This window comes from Cellulomonas terrae, assembly GCF_007990265.1.
GTDB lineage: Bacteria > Actinomycetota > Actinomycetes > Actinomycetales > Cellulomonadaceae > Cellulomonas > Cellulomonas terrae.
Genome location: NZ_BJWH01000019.1, coordinates 1 through 18,340 on the forward strand (window position 1 = coordinate 1; position 18,340 = coordinate 18,340).

Here is an 18,340-nt window from a genome sequence, read left to right on the forward strand (position 1 = left end):
CGGACAACTGGTCCCACGCCAAGACCCAGGGCGTCTACACCATGGTCCGGGACTTCAAGTCCCGCGGTGTCCCGATCGACTGCGTCGGCTTCCAGGCGCACTTCAACTCGGGCAACCCGGTGCCGTCGAACTACGACGTGACCCTGCGCAACTTCGCCGCCCTGGGCGTGGACGTGCAGATCACCGAGCTCGACATCGAGGGCTCCGGCAGCTCCCAGGCGCAGCAGTACCAGGGCGTCGTCCAGGCCTGCCTGTCCGTCGCGCGGTGCACCGGCATCACGGTGTGGGGCGTCCGGGACAGCGACTCGTGGCGCGCGTCGGGCACCCCGCTGCTCTTCGACGGCTCCGGTAACAAGAAGGCCGCCTACACCAGCGTGCTCAACCAGCTGAACGCGGGCGGGACCACCACCCCGACCCCGAACCCGACGTCCCCGAACCCGACGACTCCGCCCCCGACGACGCCTCCGCCCACCGGCGGCGGCAGCTGCACGGCGACGTACTCCGAGGGGCAGAAGTGGGGCGACTGCTTCAACGGCACGGTGACCATCCGGGCCAACTCGAACATCAGCAGCTGGCAGTCGACCGTCACGGTCCGCAGCCCGCAGCGGATCATCGCGACGTGGAGCGGGTCGCCGACGTGGGACTCCTCGGGCAACGTCATGACCATGCGACCGAACGGCAGCGGCGCGCTGTCCGCCGGCCAGACGACGTCGTTCGGCTTCACCGTCCAGCACGGTGGCAACTGGACGTGGCCGAGCGTCACGTGCTCGGCCTCCTGACGGACTGATACCGAGACCGAGACCGAGAGCGGAGCGGGCGTGGCACCTCACCGAGGGGCTGCGCCCGCTCCGGCGTTCAGGCGGTGGCCTCGCGCAGCAGCACGTCGGCCGCGGTCGATCCCGGCGTCGCTCCCGAGGTGGCCGCCTGCCGGGCGTGCCGCTGCAGGACCGCGTTCACGGGGGTCGGGACGCCGTGCAGGCGGCCGAGGAGCACGATCTCGCCGTTGAGGTGGTCCGCCTCGATCGACCCGGTCCCGCGGACGAGCGACTGCCAGGACGACCCGCCGGTGTGCTCGAGCCCGGGCAGCCGGCTCATCCGGAAGTCGGCGCGTGCGGCATCGTGCACGGAGTCGTCCAGCACGGCGATCCCGGCGGCACGCAGCGTCGCGAGCCCTTCGGCCTGGGCGCGGTCGACGAGCTCGGCGGCCGCGTCGTCGCGCGCGGTGCCGCAGAGCGCCTCCACGGCGTTGGCCAGGTTCGAGAGCAGCTTCCGGTACTTCCACGCCATGACGTCGACGTCCACGGGGGCACGGAAGCCGGCGTCCGTCAGGTCGCCGGCGAGCGCCGCGAGGACGTCGTCGCCGGCCGACGACGGTGCCGCCGGACCGAGGGTCAGGACGCCCGGCACCGGCGTGCCGCCCGCGGAGACGCGACCGGGCTCGAGATAGGTGGCGGGCAGCCAGACGCACATCGTGACGACCCCGGCGAACCGGCGCAGCGCCGCCCGCTCGTTGTCGACGCCGTTCTGCGCGCAGACCACGGTGAGCCGTTCGGCCGCGGTCCCGCCGCCGGACACGGGGCGGTCCGCCCAAGCCTCTAGGGCGACGGCGGTGTCCTGGCTCTTGACGGCCAGGACCAGCACGTCGTCCGGGTGCAGGTCGACGTCCTGCGGCCCCGCGGCGACCGGCGGGTGCACGCGCACGGTGCCGGCGGCCGTCGTGACCTCGAGCCCGCCGGTCCGCAGGGCCTCCAGCTGAGGGCCGCGGGCGACGAGGACGACGTCCTTGCCCGCGCCGGCCAGCAGCCCGCCGATCACTCCGCCGACCGCGCCCGTCCCGATGATGATGTGTCGCACCGGGACACCGTCGCACGTCACCGGTGCCGGTCGCCTGCGGACGTCGTCGGCCACGTCACACTGCCCATCGCTCGGACTGCGGAGACCGGATCCGGCGACGTGCCTTAGTTTTGGCCCGTGACCGCACCCCTTTCCGCGAGCGACACCGCGCAGAGTCCTGCCGCCCCCGTGAGCCACGAGGTCCCTGAGCCGCTGCGCAACGACGTCCGGGTGCTCGGCGAGTTCCTCGGCCGCGTGCTGCGCGAGGCCGGTGGCGAGGACCTGCTGGCCGACGTCGAGCGCCTGCGCGAGCTCGCGATCCGGGCGCACAACGGCCCGGACGCCGACGCGCTGGCGCAGGCCGAGGAGCTCGTCGCGGGGTTCACCCTCGCCCGCGCCGAGGAGGTCGCGCGGGCGTTCACCTGCTACTTCCACCTGGCCAACACCGCCGAGGAGTTCCACCGGGTGCGCGTCCTGCGGGACCGCGAGGCCAACCTCCTGCCGCACCACCTCGCACCGGACGACTCGCTGCCCTCCGCGGTCGCGCAGCTGGCCGACGAGGTGGGCGAGGACGTCGCCCGCCAGCGGCTCGCGGAGCTCGAGTTCCGGCCGGTGTTCACCGCGCACCCGACCGAGGCGCGTCGCCGCGCGGTGTCCAGCGCGATCCGCCGCATCGCGGAGCTCGTCGCGGAGCGCGACCTGCGCTACACCGGCGGGATGTCGCTGGCGGAGAACGACCGGCGCCTGCTGAGCGAGATCGACACGCTCTGGCGCACCGCCCCGCTCCGCGAGGCCAAGCCGTCGGTGCTCGACGAGGTCCGCACGGTCATCAACGTGTTCGAGGCGACGCTCGCCGACGTCCTGCCGGCCGTCTACCGCCGCCTCGACGACTGGCTGCTGGCCGACGCCGCGGGCACCACGGCTCCGGCCGTCCGCTCGTTCGCCCGGCTCGGGACGTGGATCGGCGGGGACCGCGACGGCAACCCGAACGTGACGGCCGAGATCACCGAGACCGCCGCGGCCATGGCCTCCGAGCACGCCCTGCTGGAGCTCGAGTCCTCGGCCCGCAAGACGGCGCACGGGCTCACCCTCGATGCGTCCGGCACCCCCGGCTCGGCCGAGCTGGGCGCCCTCTGGCAGCGCCAGCGTGGCCTGTCCGCGTCGCTGGCCACGCGGATCGCGGGCGACGCCCCCAACGAGCCGCACCGTCGGGTCGTCTACTTCCTGGCCGAGCGCATCGCGGCGACGCGGACGCGCAACGCCGACCTCGGCTACGGCGCTGCCACGGAGCTGGAGGCCGACCTCGAGGTCGTGCAGCGCTCCCTGGCGGAGGCCGGTGCGACGCGTGCCGCCTACGGCGACCTGCAGAGGCTCATCTGGCAGGTGCAGACCTTCGGGTTCCACCTGGCCGAGCTCGAGGTGCGGCAGCACTCGCAGGTGCACGCCGGTGCGCTGGCGGACCTGGCGAAGAACGGCGTCGACGGCACGCTCGAGCCGCGCACGGTCGAGGTCCTCGACACGTTCCGCGCCATCGGCGCCGTGCAGCGCCGGTACGGCGTGCTCGCCGCCCGCCGCTACATCGTGTCGTTCACGCAGTCCGCCGAGCACCTCGCGGCGGTGTACCAGCTCGCGGAGATCGCGTTCGCCGGGGTGGACGCGCCCGTCATCGACGCCATCCCGCTGTTCGAGACGTTCGCGGACCTCGAGGCGTCGGTCGACATCCTGGAGGGCGCCCTGGCGCTCCCGCAGGTGCAGCGCCGGCTCGCGGAGAACGGCCGTCGCGTCGAGGTCATGCTCGGTTACTCGGACTCCTCGAAGGACGTCGGGCCGGTCTCGGCCACACTGACGCTGGACGCCGCGCAGCGCCGCATCACGGAGTGGGCACGGCGCAACGACATCGTCCTCACGCTGTTCCACGGTCGCGGCGGCGCGCTGGGCCGCGGTGGCGGTCCGGCCAACCGCGCCTTGCTCGCGCAGCCCCCGGGGTCCGTCGACGGACGGTTCAAGCTCACGGAGCAGGGCGAGGTCATCTTCGCCCGCTACGGCGACCCTGTGATCGCCGCTCGGCACATCGAGCAGGTCGCCGCGGCGACGCTCCTGGCCGGGGCGCCCTCGGTCGAGCGCCGCAACTCCGCGGCCACCGAGCGGTTCGCGTCCCTCGCCGCACAGCTCGACGAGGCGTCCCGGGTCCGGTTCCACGAGCTGGTCAAGGCGCCGGGCTTCCCGCAGTGGTTCGCCGAGGTCACGCCGCTCGAGGAGGTCGGGCTGCTGCCGATCGGCTCGCGCCCCGCCCGTCGCGGCCTGTCGGTCGAGTCGCTGGACGACCTGCGGGCCATCCCGTGGGTGTTCAGCTGGTCGCAGGCGCGGATCAACCTGGCCGGCTGGTACGGCCTGGGCTCCGCGCTGGCGGCGACCGGTGACCTGGACGAGCTGCGCGAGGCGTACGCCCAGTGGCCGCTGTTCACCACGATGATCGACAACGTCGAGATGTCGCTGGCCAAGACCGACGAGCGGATCGCGGAGCGGTACCTGGCGCTCGGCGACCGCGACGACCTGGCCGGGCTCGTGCTCGAGGAGATGGCCCTGACCCGGCAGTGGGTGCTCGCCATCACGCAGAGCGAGGCGATCCTGTCCCGCCGGCGGATCCTCGGCCGGGCGGTCCAGCTGCGCAGCCCCTACGTGGACGCGCTGTCCCTGCTCCAGCTGCGGGCACTGCGCGGGCTGCGCACCGGCGAGGCTCCCGAGCAGGCCGACGACCTGCGCAGGCTCCTGCTGCTCACCGTCAACGGCGTCGCCGCGGGTCTGCAGAACACCGGCTGAGCACCCGTCGTCCCTACGGGCCCGTCGGTCCGAACCGCTCGGTGCGGATGCGCTCCGGGTCGTGGCCGAGGTCGACCAGGGTGTCGGCGACGGACTCGACGAACGGCGTCGGCCCGCACACGAACACGTGCGCGCGCTCGTCGGGCGGGAAGCAGACGGCCTCGAGCAGCGCGGCGTCGATCCGGCCGACCGGGCCGGTCCACCCGTCCGGGCCCCGGCGGGTCCACACGCGGGTGACCTCGACGTCGTCGAAGGTCTCGAGCTCGTCGGCGTAGATCGCGTCGGTGGGGGTGCGGACCGAGACGGCCAGCCGGAACGGTGCCCGGCTCCCTGCGAGCCGCCGGGTGCGCAGCATCGACATGAGCGGCACGAGACCGGACCCGCCGCCGATGAGCTGGACGGGGTGCGGGTCGGTGGGCTGCCAGACGAACCAGTGCCCGACAGGGCCGCGGAGCTCGATCTCGTCGCCCACCTGCAGGTCCTCGGTCAGGTAGGGGGAGACCTCGCCGTCGTCGACCACCTGCACGGTGAGCGCGATCCGGCTGTCGTGCATCGCGGGGTCGGGCGGTACCCCGGGCAGCCCCATCGTGCCGGGGGAGGCCAGGGAGTAGGAGCGCTGCGTGGAGTAGCCGTCCTCCGCGGTCAGGCGGACGTCGACGTGCTGGCCCGCGAGAGCGCCGCGCCAGCCGGGGACGTCGAGCTCGAGCGTCATCGCGGTGGGTGTCTCGGCGGTGCGGGAGACCAGGGTGCCGACCATCCACGGCAACGCATAGAGGGAGCCGGCACGTTCGTCAGTCACCCCAGTACCGCTGTTCCTTCCACGGGTCCCCGTAGGCGTGGTACCCGAGCCGCTCCCAGAACCCCCACGTGTCCTCGGTCATGAGGTCGAGGCTGCGGACCCACTTGGCCGACTTCCAGAAGTACAGGTGCGGGATGAGCAGCCTCGCCGGACCGCCGTGCTCGGGCGGCAGCGGGGCGCCGTCGTACTGGTAGGCGATCCAGGCCTTGCCGCCGCGCAGGTCCGCGAGCGGCACGTTGGTCGTGTAGCCGCCGTCGCAGTGCGCCATGACGTACTGCTCCTCGGGCGCGATCTCGACGCCGTCGAGCAGCGTGTCCAGCGAGATGCCCCGCCACACGGAGTCGAGCTTGCTCCACTTGGTGACGCAGTGGATGTCCTTGACGATGTCGTCGTGCGGCAGGTGCGTCAGCTCGGACCAGGTCCAGCTGGCGCGCGGCGCCCCGCCCGCGGTGATCGAGAACGTCCAGGTGGCCAGGTCGGCGCGCGGCGTCGGGCCGGCCGACAGCACGGGGAAGCCGCGCTCGAGGTACTGCCCGGGCGGGATCCGGGGGTCGACCTCACGCTTGCCGCGGAACCCGCGGGAGATGATCGCCATCAGGACGCCGTGCGGTTCGACATGCTCACTCCCGGGTGTCGGAGACGCTCCGGATCATCATGCGGCCAGGCCCGGGGGATACGCCAGAGGCCGGCCCGACGTTCCGGACCGGCCTCTGAACTGCAGGGACGTCAGCCGCGCGAGTACACCACGCGCGGGCCGCCGGAGCTGGACGCGCCGGAGCCGCCGCCGGTGCCGCGACCGCTGCCGCCGCGACGGCGACGCTGGCCGGAGCCCGCGGCCGGAGCGGCAGCCGCAGGGGCACCACCGCGACCGCGCCCACGGCCACGACCGCCGCCGCCCCCGCCGCCACCGGTGGTGGGCTGAGCAGGCGGGGCGACGTACTTCACGGGCTCGGCGACCTCGCCGACGAGGCGCGTGAGCGTCGCGTCACCGGGGAAGACGGGCTTCGGCGTCGCCGTGATCTTGGCGGCGCGCGTCAGCTGGCGGACGTCGCCGCGCTGCTCCGGCAGGACGATCGTGACGACGTCGCCACCCGACCCGGCCCGCGCGGTCCGGCCGGAACGGTGCAGGTACGCCTTGTGCTCGGCCGGCGGGTCCACGTGCACGACGAGCTCGATGTCGTCGACGTGGATGCCGCGCGCGGCGATGTCGGTGGCGACCAGGACGCGCACGGCGCCGGAGGAGAACGCCTCGAGGTTCCGCTCGCGGGCGCCCTGCGCCAGGTTGCCGTGCAGGTCAACGGCGGGGATGCCGTCCATGGTGAGCTGCTTGGCCAGCTTCTTCGCCTGGTGCTTCGTGCGCATGAACAGCACACGGCGGCCCGTGCCGGAGGCGAGGTGGTGGACGACCTGCTTCTTGGCGTCGGCGTCGCGCACCTCGAACAGGTGGTGCGTCATGGCGGCGACGGGGGACTCGGCGCTGTCGACGGAGTGCTCGACCGGCGAGGTCAGGTACCGCTTGACGAGCTGGTCGACGCCCTTGTCCAGGGTGGCCGAGAAGAGCAGGCGCTGACCCTGCTTCGGGGTCTTGTCCATGATCCGCTTCACGCCGGGCAGGAAGCCGAGGTCGGCCATGTGGTCGGCCTCGTCGAGCACGGTGATCTGCACGTCGTCGAGCGTGAGGGCCTTCTGGTTCAGGAGGTCCTCGAGCCGGCCCGGGCAGGCGATGACGATGTCGATGCCGCCGTTGAGCGCGGAGGTCTGCTTGCCCTGGGACACGCCACCGAAGATCACGGTCGTGTTCAGGCCGAGCACCTTGGCCAGCGGCGCGATGGTCGCGTCGATCTGCGAGGCGAGCTCGCGCGTCGGGGCCAGCACGAGGGCGCGGGGGCGGCGGGGGGCCTTGCCCTTGCCGGCGGTGGCGGCGATGCGCACGACGAGCGGCAGCGCGAACGCGAGCGTCTTGCCGGAGCCCGTTCGGCCGCGGCCGAGGACGTCCCGGCCGGCCAGCGAGTCGGGCAGCGTGGCGGTCTGGATGGGGAAGGGGGCGGTGATGCCCTGCGCCGTCAGTGCGGTGGACAGGGCAGAGGGCATGCCGAGATCGGCGAAGGAAGTCACAGGTAGAGCCTCTCGGGGCTTGGTCGGGGTCCGCCGCCAGAGCAACCAGAGCGGGTGCTCCGGGGGACCTCCACGACGCGGGGCGCGCAGGTTCGCGCAGCCCTTGGTACGCCTACCCTCTCACACCGGATGCCGACACGTGGCTCGCGGTGGTGAGCGTCACAAGGCACGATCGGTGGCAGACGCCCGCCTGACGAGGAGGAACGCCCCCGCATGTCCGCTCCTGTGATCGCCTCCGCACACGACCTGGTGAAGGTCTACGGTGCGGGGGAGACGTCCGTCCGGGCGCTCGACGGGGTCGACGTCGAGCTGGTCCGCGGGGAGCTGACCGCGATCATGGGCCCGTCCGGGTCGGGCAAGTCGACGCTCATGCACTGCCTGGCGGGGCTGGACCGCCCGACGTCCGGGACCGTCGTCGTCGACGGCCAGACGGTGAGCAGCATGTCCGAGCGGAAGCTGACGGCGCTGCGCCGGACGCGGATCGGGTTCGTCTTCCAGGCGTACAACCTCGTGCCCACCCTGACAGCGCTGGAGAACATCACCCTGCCCCTCGACATCGCGCGGCGGCACGTCGACCGCGCCCACCTCGACCTCGTCGTGGAGACGCTCGGGCTCACCGACCGGCTCGGGCACAAGCCGAGCGAGCTGTCCGGCGGGCAGCAGCAGCGCGTGGCGTGCGCGCGGGCGCTCGTCGCACGGCCTGCCGTCGTGTTCGCCGACGAGCCCACCGGCAACCTCGACAGCACGTCCGCGGCGGAGGTCCTGGGCTTCCTGCGCAGCAGCGTCGACGAGCTCGGCCAGTCCGTGGTGATGGTCACGCACGACCCGACGTCGGCCAGCTACGCGCACCGGGTGCTGTTCCTGGCGGACGGTCGGCTGGTCGGCGAGCTGCGGGACCCGACGGCGGAGACGGTCCTGGCGGCGCTCACGGCGATCCGCGTCGGCGCGGCCTGATGGTCCGGGTCGCGCTGCGCGGGGTGCGGGCGCACCTCGTGCGGTTCTGCCTGTCGGTGCTCGCGGTCGCGCTCGGGGTGGCGTTCGTCGCCGGCACGTTCGCGCTGCGGACCATGCTCAGCTCCACCTTCACCGACATCGTCGCGACGACGACCCTCGGCGACGCGTACGTCCGCGGCTCCGAGCAGGCCGGCGGCACGGGCGGTCCGGACCGGATCAGCCCGGAGGTGCGCAACCCCGTGCCGCTGACCCTGGTCGACGAGCTCGAGGCGGTCGACGGGGTGGCCTCGGTCCTGCCCGACGTGCAGGGACCGCTCGTCCTGGTCGGGGCGGACGGCACCGCGGTGCAGAGCACCCAGGCGCCGAGCTTCGCGTTCTCCTTCGACCCGCGCGACCGTGCGGTGGACATCGTCGACGGCCGGGCGCCCGCGGACGGTGAGGAGATCGCGGTGGAGTCGGCGACCCTGGCCGCGTCGGGGCTCGCGATCGGTGACGCGACCAGCGTGGTGGTCGGCGGGCAGGTCCGCCCCGTCACGGTCGTCGGGGAGGTCGGGCTCGGTGCCGCGCTGGCCGGCGCCACGGTCGTCTTCCTCGACGCGGCGACCGCCGAGGCGGCGTTCGCGCCGGACGGGACGGTGGCGACGATCTCCGTCCTCGCGGACGACGGGCTGACCGAGCAGCAGCTGGTGGACCGGCTGACGCCCGTCCTCGCCGCGACGGACGTCCCCGCGGAGGCGGTCACGGGGGACGAGGTGCGCGAGCAGTCGACGGAGAACATCCTCACCGTCCTCGGGTTCATCACGACGTTCCTGCTGGTGTTCGCGGGGATCTCCCTGTTCGTCGGCGGCTTCATCATCGCCAACACGTTCTCCATGTGGGTCCGTCAGCGGACCCGGGAGCTCGCCCTCCTCCGCGCCGTCGGCGCGTCGCCGCTGCAGGTGTTCACGTCGATCGTGCTCCAGGCCGCGATCGTGGGCGTGGTCGGCGCGGTCCTCGGCGTGGCCGGTGGGCTGGGGCTCGTCGTGGTGCTGCGCGAGGTGCTCGGCCGGTTCGGCATGGAGCTCACCGGGCGTGTGCCGCTGGACGGGTTCACCCTCGCGGTCTCGGTGCTCGTCGGGACGCTCGTGAGCGTGCTGGCCGCCGCGCTGCCGGCCCGCCGGGCCGCGCTCGTGCCGCCGGTGGAGGCGCTGCGCGACGAGGTGACGCTGCCGGAGCGGTCCCTGACCAGGCGTGCCGTCGTGGGGATCGCGCTCGTGGTGCTGGGCCTCGCCGCCGTGCTCGTCGCGCTCCTCGACCCGACCGCGGACCAGGCGGGGGCGGTGCTCGGCACCGGCGCCGGCGCGATCGTGCTCGGCGTGCTCGCCGCCTCGCCCGTGCTGGCGCGCGGGTTCCTGCGGGTGGTCTCCGCGCCGTTCGCCGCCTGGCGGCCGGTGGGGCCGCTCGCGCGCGGCAACGTCACCCGCAACCCGCGGCGCACGGCCAACACGGCAGGCGCCCTCATGGTCGGGATGGCCCTCGTCGGTGCCGCCGCCGTGATCGCGGCCACCACGCAGGCGTCGACCAGCGCCATCGTCACGCAGGAGGCCACCACCGACTACATCCTGCGCGGGGCCGCGCAGGGCACCGTGCCGGAGCAGGCGGTCACCGACGTCCGGGCGCTGCCCGACGTGCAGGCGGCCGACACGTTCGCGACCGCCAGCGTGCTGGTGGGCGACGTCCTGTTCGCCGCCACCGGCATCGACCCCGCAGCCGTCGGCCGCAGCATCCGCACCGAGGTCGTCGAGGGCGACTTCCCCGCCGCGCTCGAGGCGGGCGAGGTGGCGGTGCAGCGGACCACGATGGACGACGAGGACTGGACGCTCGGGCAGGAGCTCACGGTCGTGGGCTCGTCGGGCTCGCAGACCCTCACGATCGGTGCGGTCATCGACTCGCCCGCGTTCGGGGTGCCGTTCGTCGTGTCGCAGGACGTGCTGGACCCGTTGTTCCCGCCCGACGAGCAGCGGGTGACCACGGTCTTCGTCACGGCCGCGGACGGCGCCGACGTCGCGGCGCTGCGCGACGAGCTCACCGAGGCGGTCCGCCCGTACGTCGTCGTCTCCGTCATGGACAGCGAGGAGTTCGTGTCCGACCTGGCCGCGCAGGTGGACCGGGTGCTCGTCATCCTCTACGCGCTGCTGGGGCTGTCGGTCGTCATCGCGGTGCTCGGCATCGTCAACACGCTCGCCCTGTCGGTGATCGAGCGGACCCGCGAGATCGGGCTGCTCCGCGCGGTCGGTCTGGGCCGGCTCCAGCTGGGCGGCACGATCACCCTGGAGTCGGTGCTCACCGCGGTGTTCGGCACCACCGTCGGGCTCGTCATGGGCGTCGCGCTGGCCGCGACGCTGCCGACGGTCTTCTCCGACGTCGGGCTGCGGACGCTCGCGGTGCCGTGGGCGAGCCTGGCGCTCATGCTCGCGCTCGCGGTGGTCGTCGGGGTCGTCGCCGCGCTGTGGCCCGCGGTCCGGGCCGCGCGGCTGCCGGTCCTCGACGCGGTGAGCACCGAGTAGCGGATGTCCGGGCCAGCGGTGACCTGGGCCGATAGCCTCGGGGGGTGAGCGACACCGGGTACGGCGACTTCGAGTTCGAGCGTCGCTTCTGGGCGCGCGACGTGCCGGCGGACCTGCTCGACGCCTCGCCGGCCCTCATCGTGCAGAGCTACGTCCTGGCGGACGCGGGATTCGCCATCCGCGTCCGGGTGCAGGCGACCGTCGCGGGGCTCGTCCTGGACCGCGGCCTGGACGAGCTGGCGATCCTCGACCGGTACGCCGACCAGATGGACTTCTGCGCCATCACGGTGAAGGGGCCCATGAACGAGGGCACCCGCTACGAGGCCGAACGCGAGCTTGACGTCTCGGTCGGGATCGAGCTGGTCCGTCGCGGCGGCGCCCGCGTGGCCAAGACCCGCCACTCGGTGTGGCTCGGCGACGACGGCTGGGTGGTCGACACGTTCGCGGGCGGCAACGCGCCGCTGATGATCGCCGAGGTGGAGCGCGGCGGACCCGTCACCGACCTGACCATCCCCGCCTTCTGCGTCACGGAGGTCACCTCGGACCCGCGGTTCTCCAACGACTCGCTGGCGGGCTCCCCGTACGGGACCTGGTCGGCCGCGTACGAGGCGGAGCTGGCCGCCCGCGGCCCGCGGTTCCTGGAGAGCCTCGGGCACAACCACCGCGCCGGCGAGACCTCCGACTAGCGCATCCAGCGGCGGTGCCCGCGTCCGGCGACGCGGCGCAACGGCGTCTCGGCGGCCTCCTGTGCCGCCTCCCCGGCGCGCTGCTCCAGCGCGTGCAGACGCCCGTAGGTGAAGGTGCTCTCCCCGTCGAGGTCGGCCTGGTGGGCGAGCCGACGCAGCGTCTCCTGCCTGGTCACCGCGTCGTGCTGCGCGCCGAGGATCTCCTGGACGCGGTGCGCCCGCTTCGCGCTGCGCCGCGCCGGCGCTCCGACGACCGCGGCGGCCACCTCGCTCGCGTACCGGGCGCGGCGCGCCGCCTTGCGGACCTCGTGCAGGGCCTCGTCGCGGTCCTCGCCCGGAGCGGCAGACGCGGCGACCTCCAGCGTGCGGTCGAGGCGGTCCCACGCGCGGCGGGCGTGGCGGGGGAGGACCGTGGCCGCGTCGTCCGGAGCCCGGGGACCGGTAGGCAGGTCCGGGACCAGGGTCGCGACGAGCTCACCGAACCGCGCGGACGCCAACCAGGCGTCCACCCGGTCCTGCGCGAGCAGCCGGGCGGCGGAGCGGTCCTCCTCGATCCGTCGCTCGACGGGACCGACGACGAGCGAGGGGTCCTCCCGCTCGAGCCTGCGCCGCAGCGCGTGGCCCTCGACGTGGGCGTCCCGGGCCGCGCCGAGCACGTGACCCAGCTCCGCGAGCTCGCCGCGCAGCGGGTCGGTGACGTCGCGGTCCAGCACCGGTCGGTACACGGAGAGCGCCGCGCGCAGGCGTCGGGTGGCCACGCGGGCGTCGTGCACGGCGTCGTCGTCCCCGGCCCGGACCTCGGGGACGGACGCGAGGAGCCGTTCGACCTGGGCCGTGACGTACGCCTGCACGACCTCGCCCGCGGATCCCATGTGCCGAGCCTGGCACGCGGCCTGGCCCCTCGCGCGGCACGTCAGACCGTCCACCACGTGCGCAGCACCCCGATGCGCCAGGTCACGAGGACCACGAGCAGGCACACCCCAGCACGGCACGGCGAGACGGCGTCCCGACGGCCGAGTGCGACGGGCCGGTGCACCGTCCGCGGACCGGAGCCCACGCCGCGGGTCTCCGTCGCGATCGCCGGCCGCTCACCCTGCCGCAGCGCGACGACGAGCAGCGCGAACGCGGCCCGGGACAGCGACGCGGGGTCGCGCGGCAGGGTGCCCCGGCGGTGACGGGGGTCGGCGGCGACGGAGACGTGGTCCGCCTGGTGGTCCCCTCGTATGCTGGCGGTCGACCGCGACCTGGAGGTAGAAGAGTGCCGATGGGTCGACGCGCCGCCGCGGTCCTGTCCGTGGTGGCCCTGCTGGCGCTCGCGGGCTGCACGGACGACGGGGACGCTGTCGGGCCCACCCCGACCACGAGTTCGCCCACGCCCAGCGCCACGCCGACCCCGACGCCGGTCTCCGCCCAGGTCGGCGCCCCGGCCGACGCCACGACGGTCCTGCCCGCCGCCACCGCGCCGGACGCGGCGATCGAGGCGTCGCGCGCCGTGTTCGTCCGGGCCCCCGTGGTGGTCGTCGCCCCCGTCGACGACGTCGCCGCCCAGCTCACCGCCGCCTCCGCGGGCGTGGCCCTCGGCGCCCCCGTCCTGCTGACCGGCCCGGGGATCGACCCTGCGCCGCTGGTCGCCGAGCTCGAGCGGCTCGACGCCGACGCGGTGCTCGCGGTCGGACCGGTCACGTTCGAGCCTCCGAGCGGTGTGACCGTCGTCCCGGTCGCGGCCGGCGCGGGCCCCGACGCCCTGCGGTCGGCCACCGGGGCACGGTTCGGGGCGCCGGCCGAGGTGCCCGCGGGAGGGGAGCCCGGCGCGGTCCGTGCACTCACCGGACCACGACCGGCAGTGCTCGTCGTCCCCGGTGCGCTCCCGAGCCCGACAGCGAGCGCCGGTCCGACGGCATCCCCGACCCGGTCCGCCACCGCCCGGCCGCCGTCGACCCCGTCACCCTCGCCCGGCGCGGTGCTCCCGCGGACCCGGCCGGCGGCCGCGGTCGCCGGCACCGTCGCGCTCACGGGCGTCGGCGTCGACCCCCTCGCCGCGCTCGCGACGCTCCGAGCGGCCGGGGTGCCCGTGCTGGACACGCCCGGCGGCGACCCCCGGGCCACGACGCCCGGGGTGCAGGCGATCGCCGCGGCAGCCCCGGACCACACGATCGCCCTCGGGGCGGCGTTCGGACCGCCGGACCGGCTGGCGCGCCGGATGGCCGCCGCCTCGACGGGCGTGCTCCTCGGCGGCGGTGGGCAGCTCGTGTTCCCGCAGGTCCCCGGCGTGCCGGGCAAGAAGTACGTCGCGCTCTACGGCACGCCCGGGTCGAGGGCGCTCGGCGTGCTGGGGGAGCAGGACGTGCCCGCGACGCTGGCCCGGGCCGACGCGACGGCGGCGCCGTACCGGACCCTCACCGCGGACGTCGTCGTGCCGGCGGTGGAGATCATCGCCACGATCGCGTCGGCGGGACCGGGCGACGACGGGAACTACTCCCAGGAGCGGCCGGTGGAGGAGCTGCGCCCGTTGGTGGAGGCCGCCGGCGCCGCGGGCTTCGCGGTGGTCCTGGACCTGCAGCCCGGTCGCACGGACTTCCTCACGCAGGCGCAGCGGTACGCCGACCTCCTGGCGCTCCCGTACGTCGGGCTCGCCCTCGACCCGGAGTGGCGCCTCGCCCCGGACCAGGTGCACCTGCGTCAGATCGGCTCCGTCGGCATCGACGAGGTCAACGGCGTGTCGGCCTGGCTGGCGGACTTCACGGCCCAGCGCGCCCTGCCGCAGAAGATGTTCGTGCTGCACCAGTTCGCGGGCCGGATGATCCAGGACCGCGCCCGGCTCGACACGTCCCACGACGAGCTGGCGGTGGTGATCCACGTCGACGGCCAGGGTTCGCAGCCGGCGAAGGCGGGGACGTGGAACGCGCTGCGCACGGACGCGCCGCCCGTGCACTGGGGGTGGAAGAACTTCTACGACGAGGACGTCCCCATGCTGGAGCCCGCGCAGACCTATCAGGTGCAGCCGGTGCCGGACCTGGTCACGTACCAGTAGTCCCGCGCTCGACCAGGAACGTCCGGCCGGAGGCGTCGACGACGCGGTCGAACTGCTGCTGGAGCTCGGTGTTGCGGGCGATCTCGTCGTCGGTGAGCACCGTGCGCGGCCCGCGGATGTTGCCCACCTGCGCGGGACCCAGGTAGGTCAGCCACCACTCGGTCAGGTCACGGCGCTTCTTCTTCGGCACGAGCACTCCTAGGTAGTTCGTGCCCTAACTATATGCGCACGACCTACGATGGGGGGATGGACGATCCGCTCGCCGTCGAGGCCCAGGTCTGCCTGAGCATGTCCGCCGCGGCCCGCGGTCTCGTCGCGTTCTACCGTCCCCTGCTCGAGCCGCTCGGCCTGACGCACCCGCAGTACCTGACGATGCTCGCGCTCTGGCAGTACGGCCGGCTCTCGCTGAAGGACCTCGCCGCGCTGCTGCACCTGGAGCCCGCCACCGCGTCACCGCTGGTCAAGCGGCTGGAGGCCATGGGACTGGTCCGTCGCGAGCGCGCGCCGCAGGACGAGCGCGCCCTCGACATCGTCGTGACCGACGCGGGGCGCGCCCTGCGGGCCTCGGCCGTCGGGATCCCCGCCGCGATGGTGGCGGGCCTCGGGCTCACGCCCGAGCAGATCGAGCAGATCCGCGCGGCGGCGGAGCTGCTCATCGCGGCGACGGCGCCTACCTCCGGATGATCTGCTGCACGGACCACCGGTTGCCGTCGGGGTCCGCGAAGAACGTGAACCGCCCCCACGGGAAGTCGACCACGGGCTCGGCGGCGACCCCGCGCCCGACCAGGTACGCGTAGGCGGCGTCCGCGTCGTCGACGACCACCTGCAGGCCCTGCTGGGCCCCGGCGGGCATGGCCGTGAGGTTCACGTCGAGCACGATCGAGCACGCCGAGCCGGGCGGGGTGAGCTGCACGAACCGCAGGTTCTCGTCGACCGGCACGTCGTGGTCGGCGACGAAGCCCACCTGGTCGACGTAGAAGGCCTTCGCGCGGTCGATGTCGGTCACCGGGACGGGGACGAGCTCCAGCTTCATGTCCATCGAGACACTCCTTCGGTCAGGTCGTGGACCCAGCCTCCTCGCAGAAGAGGTCAGGTCCTGTCCCGCCAACCTAGGCTCGACCCATGACGCACCCCATCCGCATCGGAGTCCAGCTCCAGCCCCAGCACGCCGACTACGCCCAGATCCGGGACGCGGTCCGCCGCGCCGAGGACCTCGGTGTCGACATCATCTTCAACTGGGACCACTTCTTCCCGCTCAGCGGGGATCCCGACGGCAAGCACTTCGAGTGCTGGACGATGCTCGGCGCCTGGGCGGAGCAGACCAGCCGGGTGGAGATCGGCGCGCTCGTGACCTGCAACTCCTACCGCAACCCCGAGCTCCTGGCCGACATGGCCCGCACGGTCGACCACATCAGCGGCGGTCGCCTCCTCCTCGGCATCGGCGCGGGCTGGTTCGAGAAGGACTACGACCAGTTCGGCTACGAGTTCGGCACCGCCGGCTCGCGGATCGCGGACCTGGCCCAGTCGATGCCGCGCATCAAGGCCCGCTGGGCGGCGTCGAACCCGGCGCCGACGCGCCAGATCCCCGTGATGATCGGCGGCGGTGGCGAGCGCAAGACGCTGCGGGTCGTGGCCGAGCACGCCGACCAGTGGCACTCGTTCGGCGACGTCGACACCCTGGTGCGCAAGAGCGCGATCCTCGACGAGCACGGTGCCGACGTCGGCCGGGACACGGCCAACCTGGTCGAGCGGTCCGTCGGCGTCGGGGCGCCGCCCAGCGAGGTCGCCGACGCGCTCGTCGCCGCGGGCGTGACGCTGTTCACGGTCGGCACCGGCGGGCCGGACTACGACCTGTCGCTCGCGGCCGAGTGGGTGGCCTGGCGCGACGCGCAGGGCTGACCTGCCCGTTCCCGCATAGGCTCGGGTGCGATGAGCGACCCGAGCAGCCCCGAGGTGCGCGCCGAGCGACGGTGGTGGCCGCGGGTCCTCCTGCTGGTCGCTGCCGTGCTCGTCGCGCTCACCTTCGGGATCACGACGGCGTCCGTCGAGAGCAGCCTCGGCCCGCACGAGGCCCGGTACGACGTGACGACCGACCACACGGTGACGATCGACCTCGGTCCGCTCGGCACGCTCGAGATCGAGTCCCCGCTGCCGCTGACCCTCGGCGTCCGCGTGACCGTGCAGGAGATCCCCGCCTCGGTCACCGAGCTGAACCCGGCCCGGACCCTCGCCGCGCTCAGCGGGGACCTGCAGAGCTACCTGCAGTTCTTCTCCGGTCCGGAGGCGACGATCCAGGACGTGGGCCGGGCGCTGGCTGTCGAGGCGCTCGAGCGGACCGTGCTGGCGCTGGTCGTGCTGGTCGGCGGGTGGTACCTGGTGCGCTTCCTGGTCGGTGCGGCGCGCCGGGCGGAGCTGCACGACCACGTGCGACCGCACCTGCGGGCGGTCGTCGTCGGGGTCGTCGTCGTCGCGCTCGTCGGCACGGTCGTGACGTCGAGCGTCGGGCGACGTGACCGGCCGGCGGTGTCGCAGCGCGCGTCGGCCGTGTTCGACGGCACGCCCCTCGAGGGTGCCCGGGTGACCGGCCGGCTCGGTGGTGTCATCGACACCTACGGCGGGCAGGTCGTCGCCGAGCTGCGCAAGAACGAGACGTTCTACGCGGAGGCGAACGCGTCGCTCCAGGTCGCCTGGGACGAGCGGCAGGCGCTCCTCGCGGAGCCGTCCGCGACGGGCAGCCCGTCGCCGACGGCGAGGGAGGCGGCCGGTGACGAGGACCTGGTCACGGTCGTCGTCGTCTCCGACCTGCACTGCAACGTCGGGATGGCACCCCTGATCCGGACGGTCGTCGAGGCTGCGGACGCCGACGTGGTCCTCGACGCGGGAGACACCACGATCAACGGCACGTCGGTCGAGCAGTACTGCGTGACGACGTTCGCGCGTGCGGTGCCCGACGGTGTGGAGCTGGTGACGTCGCCCGGCAACCACGACTCCGCCGAGACGTCGAAGAACTACGCGCGCGCCGGCGCCACCGTGCTGGACGGGTCCGTGGTCGAGGTGGACGGTCTGCGCATCCTGGGCGACAGCGACCCGAACGAGACGCGGGTCGGCGCCGGCGGCACCGCGCAGGCCGGCAAGGAGACCGCGGCCGAGCAGGCCGAGCGCCTCGCCGAGGTCGCGTGCGACGACGACGACGGTGTCGACCTGCTCCTGATTCACACCCCCGCGGTCGGCCAGCGGGCCTTGGACGACGGCTGCGTGCCGGCGCAGGTCTCGGGCCACCTGCACCGGCGCTACGGACCCGAGCGGGTGGACCGTGCCGTGCGGTACATCAGCTCGAGCACCGCCGGCGCGACGCTCGGCCAACCGACCGTCGGACCCCTGAACGGGGTCGCCGAGATGACCGTCCTGCGGTGGAGCCCGGACACGCGACGGTTCGTCGACTACCAGCTCGTCCAGGTACGACCGGACACGAGCGCCACCGTCTCGCCGCGGCTGCAGTGGCCCGCCGCGATCGTGCCGCCGGCCGTCGGTCCTTCACCCGTGTGATCTGCGTCAC

General features: G+C 73.8%; 17 protein-coding genes. 9 read left to right on the forward strand and 8 right to left on the reverse strand.

The features are described 5' to 3' along the window. Positions 1-779 (forward strand): endo-1,4-beta-xylanase (locus CTE05_RS15470; RefSeq protein ID WP_186814892.1); only part of this gene is annotated, 779 nt, incomplete at its 5' end. A 76-nt stretch (positions 780-855) separates the two neighbouring features. Here CTE05_RS15470 and CTE05_RS15475 read toward each other — a convergent pair. Then, positions 856-1,854, reverse strand: a complete 999-nt coding sequence (locus CTE05_RS15475) for a ketopantoate reductase family protein (protein WP_146847209.1) — start codon at positions 1,852-1,854, stop codon at positions 856-858. A gap of 117 nt (positions 1,855-1,971) precedes the next feature. Between CTE05_RS15475 and CTE05_RS15480 the strand changes: the two genes are divergently transcribed. Beyond that, the gene (locus CTE05_RS15480) at positions 1,972-4,653 is read left to right on the forward strand and encodes a phosphoenolpyruvate carboxylase (protein ID WP_146847210.1); all 2,682 of its coding nucleotides are present in this window, start codon (positions 1,972-1,974) and stop codon (positions 4,651-4,653) included. Positions 4,654-4,666: 13 nt separating this feature from the next. Here CTE05_RS15480 and CTE05_RS15485 read toward each other — a convergent pair whose 3' ends face one another. The 3 genes from CTE05_RS15485 to CTE05_RS15495 form a co-directional block, all read right to left on the reverse strand. Then, on the reverse strand, positions 4,667-5,410 hold the full coding sequence (locus CTE05_RS15485; protein ID WP_146847273.1) for a ferredoxin reductase: 744 nt from the start codon (positions 5,408-5,410) through the stop codon (positions 4,667-4,669). Between the two features lie 34 nt (positions 5,411-5,444). Then, the gene (locus CTE05_RS15490) at positions 5,445-6,047 is read right to left on the reverse strand and encodes a sulfite oxidase-like oxidoreductase (RefSeq protein ID WP_146847211.1); all 603 of its coding nucleotides are present in this window, start codon (positions 6,045-6,047) and stop codon (positions 5,445-5,447) included. Positions 6,048-6,178: 131 nt separating this feature from the next. Then, on the reverse strand, positions 6,179-7,543 hold the full coding sequence (locus CTE05_RS15495; protein WP_146847212.1) for a DEAD/DEAH box helicase: 1,365 nt from the start codon (positions 7,541-7,543) through the stop codon (positions 6,179-6,181). A 237-nt stretch (positions 7,544-7,780) separates the two neighbouring features. Here CTE05_RS15495 and CTE05_RS15500 point away from each other — a divergent pair, with 237 nt between their 5' ends. Genes CTE05_RS15500 through CTE05_RS15510 form a run of 3 tightly spaced genes read left to right on the forward strand, consistent with a single transcriptional unit; the run spans position 7,781 to position 11,753 of the window. Continuing rightward, on the forward strand, positions 7,781-8,521 hold the full coding sequence (locus tag CTE05_RS15500) for an ABC transporter ATP-binding protein (RefSeq protein WP_146847213.1): 741 nt from the start codon (positions 7,781-7,783) through the stop codon (positions 8,519-8,521). Further along, a complete protein-coding gene (locus CTE05_RS15505; RefSeq protein ID WP_146847214.1) occupies positions 8,521-11,067 on the forward strand; it encodes an ABC transporter permease in 2,547 nt (848 codons plus the stop codon). The genes CTE05_RS15500 and CTE05_RS15505 overlap by 1 nt, the downstream gene beginning before the upstream one ends. A 44-nt stretch (positions 11,068-11,111) precedes the next feature. Continuing rightward, positions 11,112-11,753 (forward strand): CYTH domain-containing protein, encoded by a 642-nt coding sequence (locus CTE05_RS15510; RefSeq protein ID WP_146847215.1) that lies wholly within the window; start codon positions 11,112-11,114, stop codon positions 11,751-11,753. Here the strand turns inward: CTE05_RS15510 and CTE05_RS15515 are convergent. Then, positions 11,750-12,625: a CHAD domain-containing protein gene (locus tag CTE05_RS15515; RefSeq protein ID WP_146847216.1), complete on the reverse strand. Its 876-nt coding sequence runs from the start codon at positions 12,623-12,625 to the stop codon at positions 11,750-11,752. The two genes, CTE05_RS15510 and CTE05_RS15515, sit on opposite strands and share 4 nt — an antisense overlap. A gap of 41 nt (positions 12,626-12,666) precedes the next feature. Beyond that, a complete protein-coding gene (locus CTE05_RS20350; RefSeq protein WP_186814893.1) occupies positions 12,667-12,810 on the reverse strand; it encodes a hypothetical protein in 144 nt (47 codons plus the stop codon). A 207-nt stretch (positions 12,811-13,017) separates the two neighbouring features. On the opposite strand from CTE05_RS20350, the gene CTE05_RS15520 reads away from it, so the two are divergent. Continuing rightward, the gene (locus CTE05_RS15520; RefSeq protein ID WP_146847217.1) at positions 13,018-14,784 is read left to right on the forward strand and encodes a hypothetical protein; all 1,767 of its coding nucleotides are present in this window, start codon (positions 13,018-13,020) and stop codon (positions 14,782-14,784) included. Here the strand turns inward: CTE05_RS15520 and CTE05_RS15525 are convergent. Beyond that, on the reverse strand, positions 14,771-14,974 hold the full coding sequence (locus CTE05_RS15525) for a hypothetical protein (protein ID WP_146847218.1): 204 nt from the start codon (positions 14,972-14,974) through the stop codon (positions 14,771-14,773). The genes CTE05_RS15520 and CTE05_RS15525 overlap by 14 nt on opposite strands. Positions 14,975-15,030: 56 nt before the next feature. Between CTE05_RS15525 and CTE05_RS15530 the strand changes: the two genes are divergently transcribed. Further along, the gene (locus CTE05_RS15530; protein WP_146847219.1) at positions 15,031-15,468 is read left to right on the forward strand and encodes a MarR family winged helix-turn-helix transcriptional regulator; all 438 of its coding nucleotides are present in this window, start codon (positions 15,031-15,033) and stop codon (positions 15,466-15,468) included. On the opposite strand, the gene CTE05_RS15535 is transcribed toward CTE05_RS15530, so the two are convergent. After that, positions 15,455-15,823, reverse strand: coding sequence for a VOC family protein (locus CTE05_RS15535; protein ID WP_146847220.1), 369 nt, complete (start codon positions 15,821-15,823; stop codon positions 15,455-15,457). The genes CTE05_RS15530 and CTE05_RS15535 overlap by 14 nt on opposite strands. Positions 15,824-15,906: 83 nt before the next feature. Here CTE05_RS15535 and CTE05_RS15540 point away from each other — a divergent pair, with 83 nt between their 5' ends. Then, positions 15,907-16,683: an LLM class F420-dependent oxidoreductase gene (locus CTE05_RS15540; RefSeq protein ID WP_146847221.1), complete on the forward strand. Its 777-nt coding sequence runs from the start codon at positions 15,907-15,909 to the stop codon at positions 16,681-16,683. Between the two features lie 30 nt (positions 16,684-16,713). After that, positions 16,714-18,330, forward strand: coding sequence for a metallophosphoesterase family protein (locus CTE05_RS15545; protein ID WP_146847222.1), 1,617 nt, complete (start codon positions 16,714-16,716; stop codon positions 18,328-18,330). Positions 18,331-18,340: the final 10 nt, after the last annotated feature.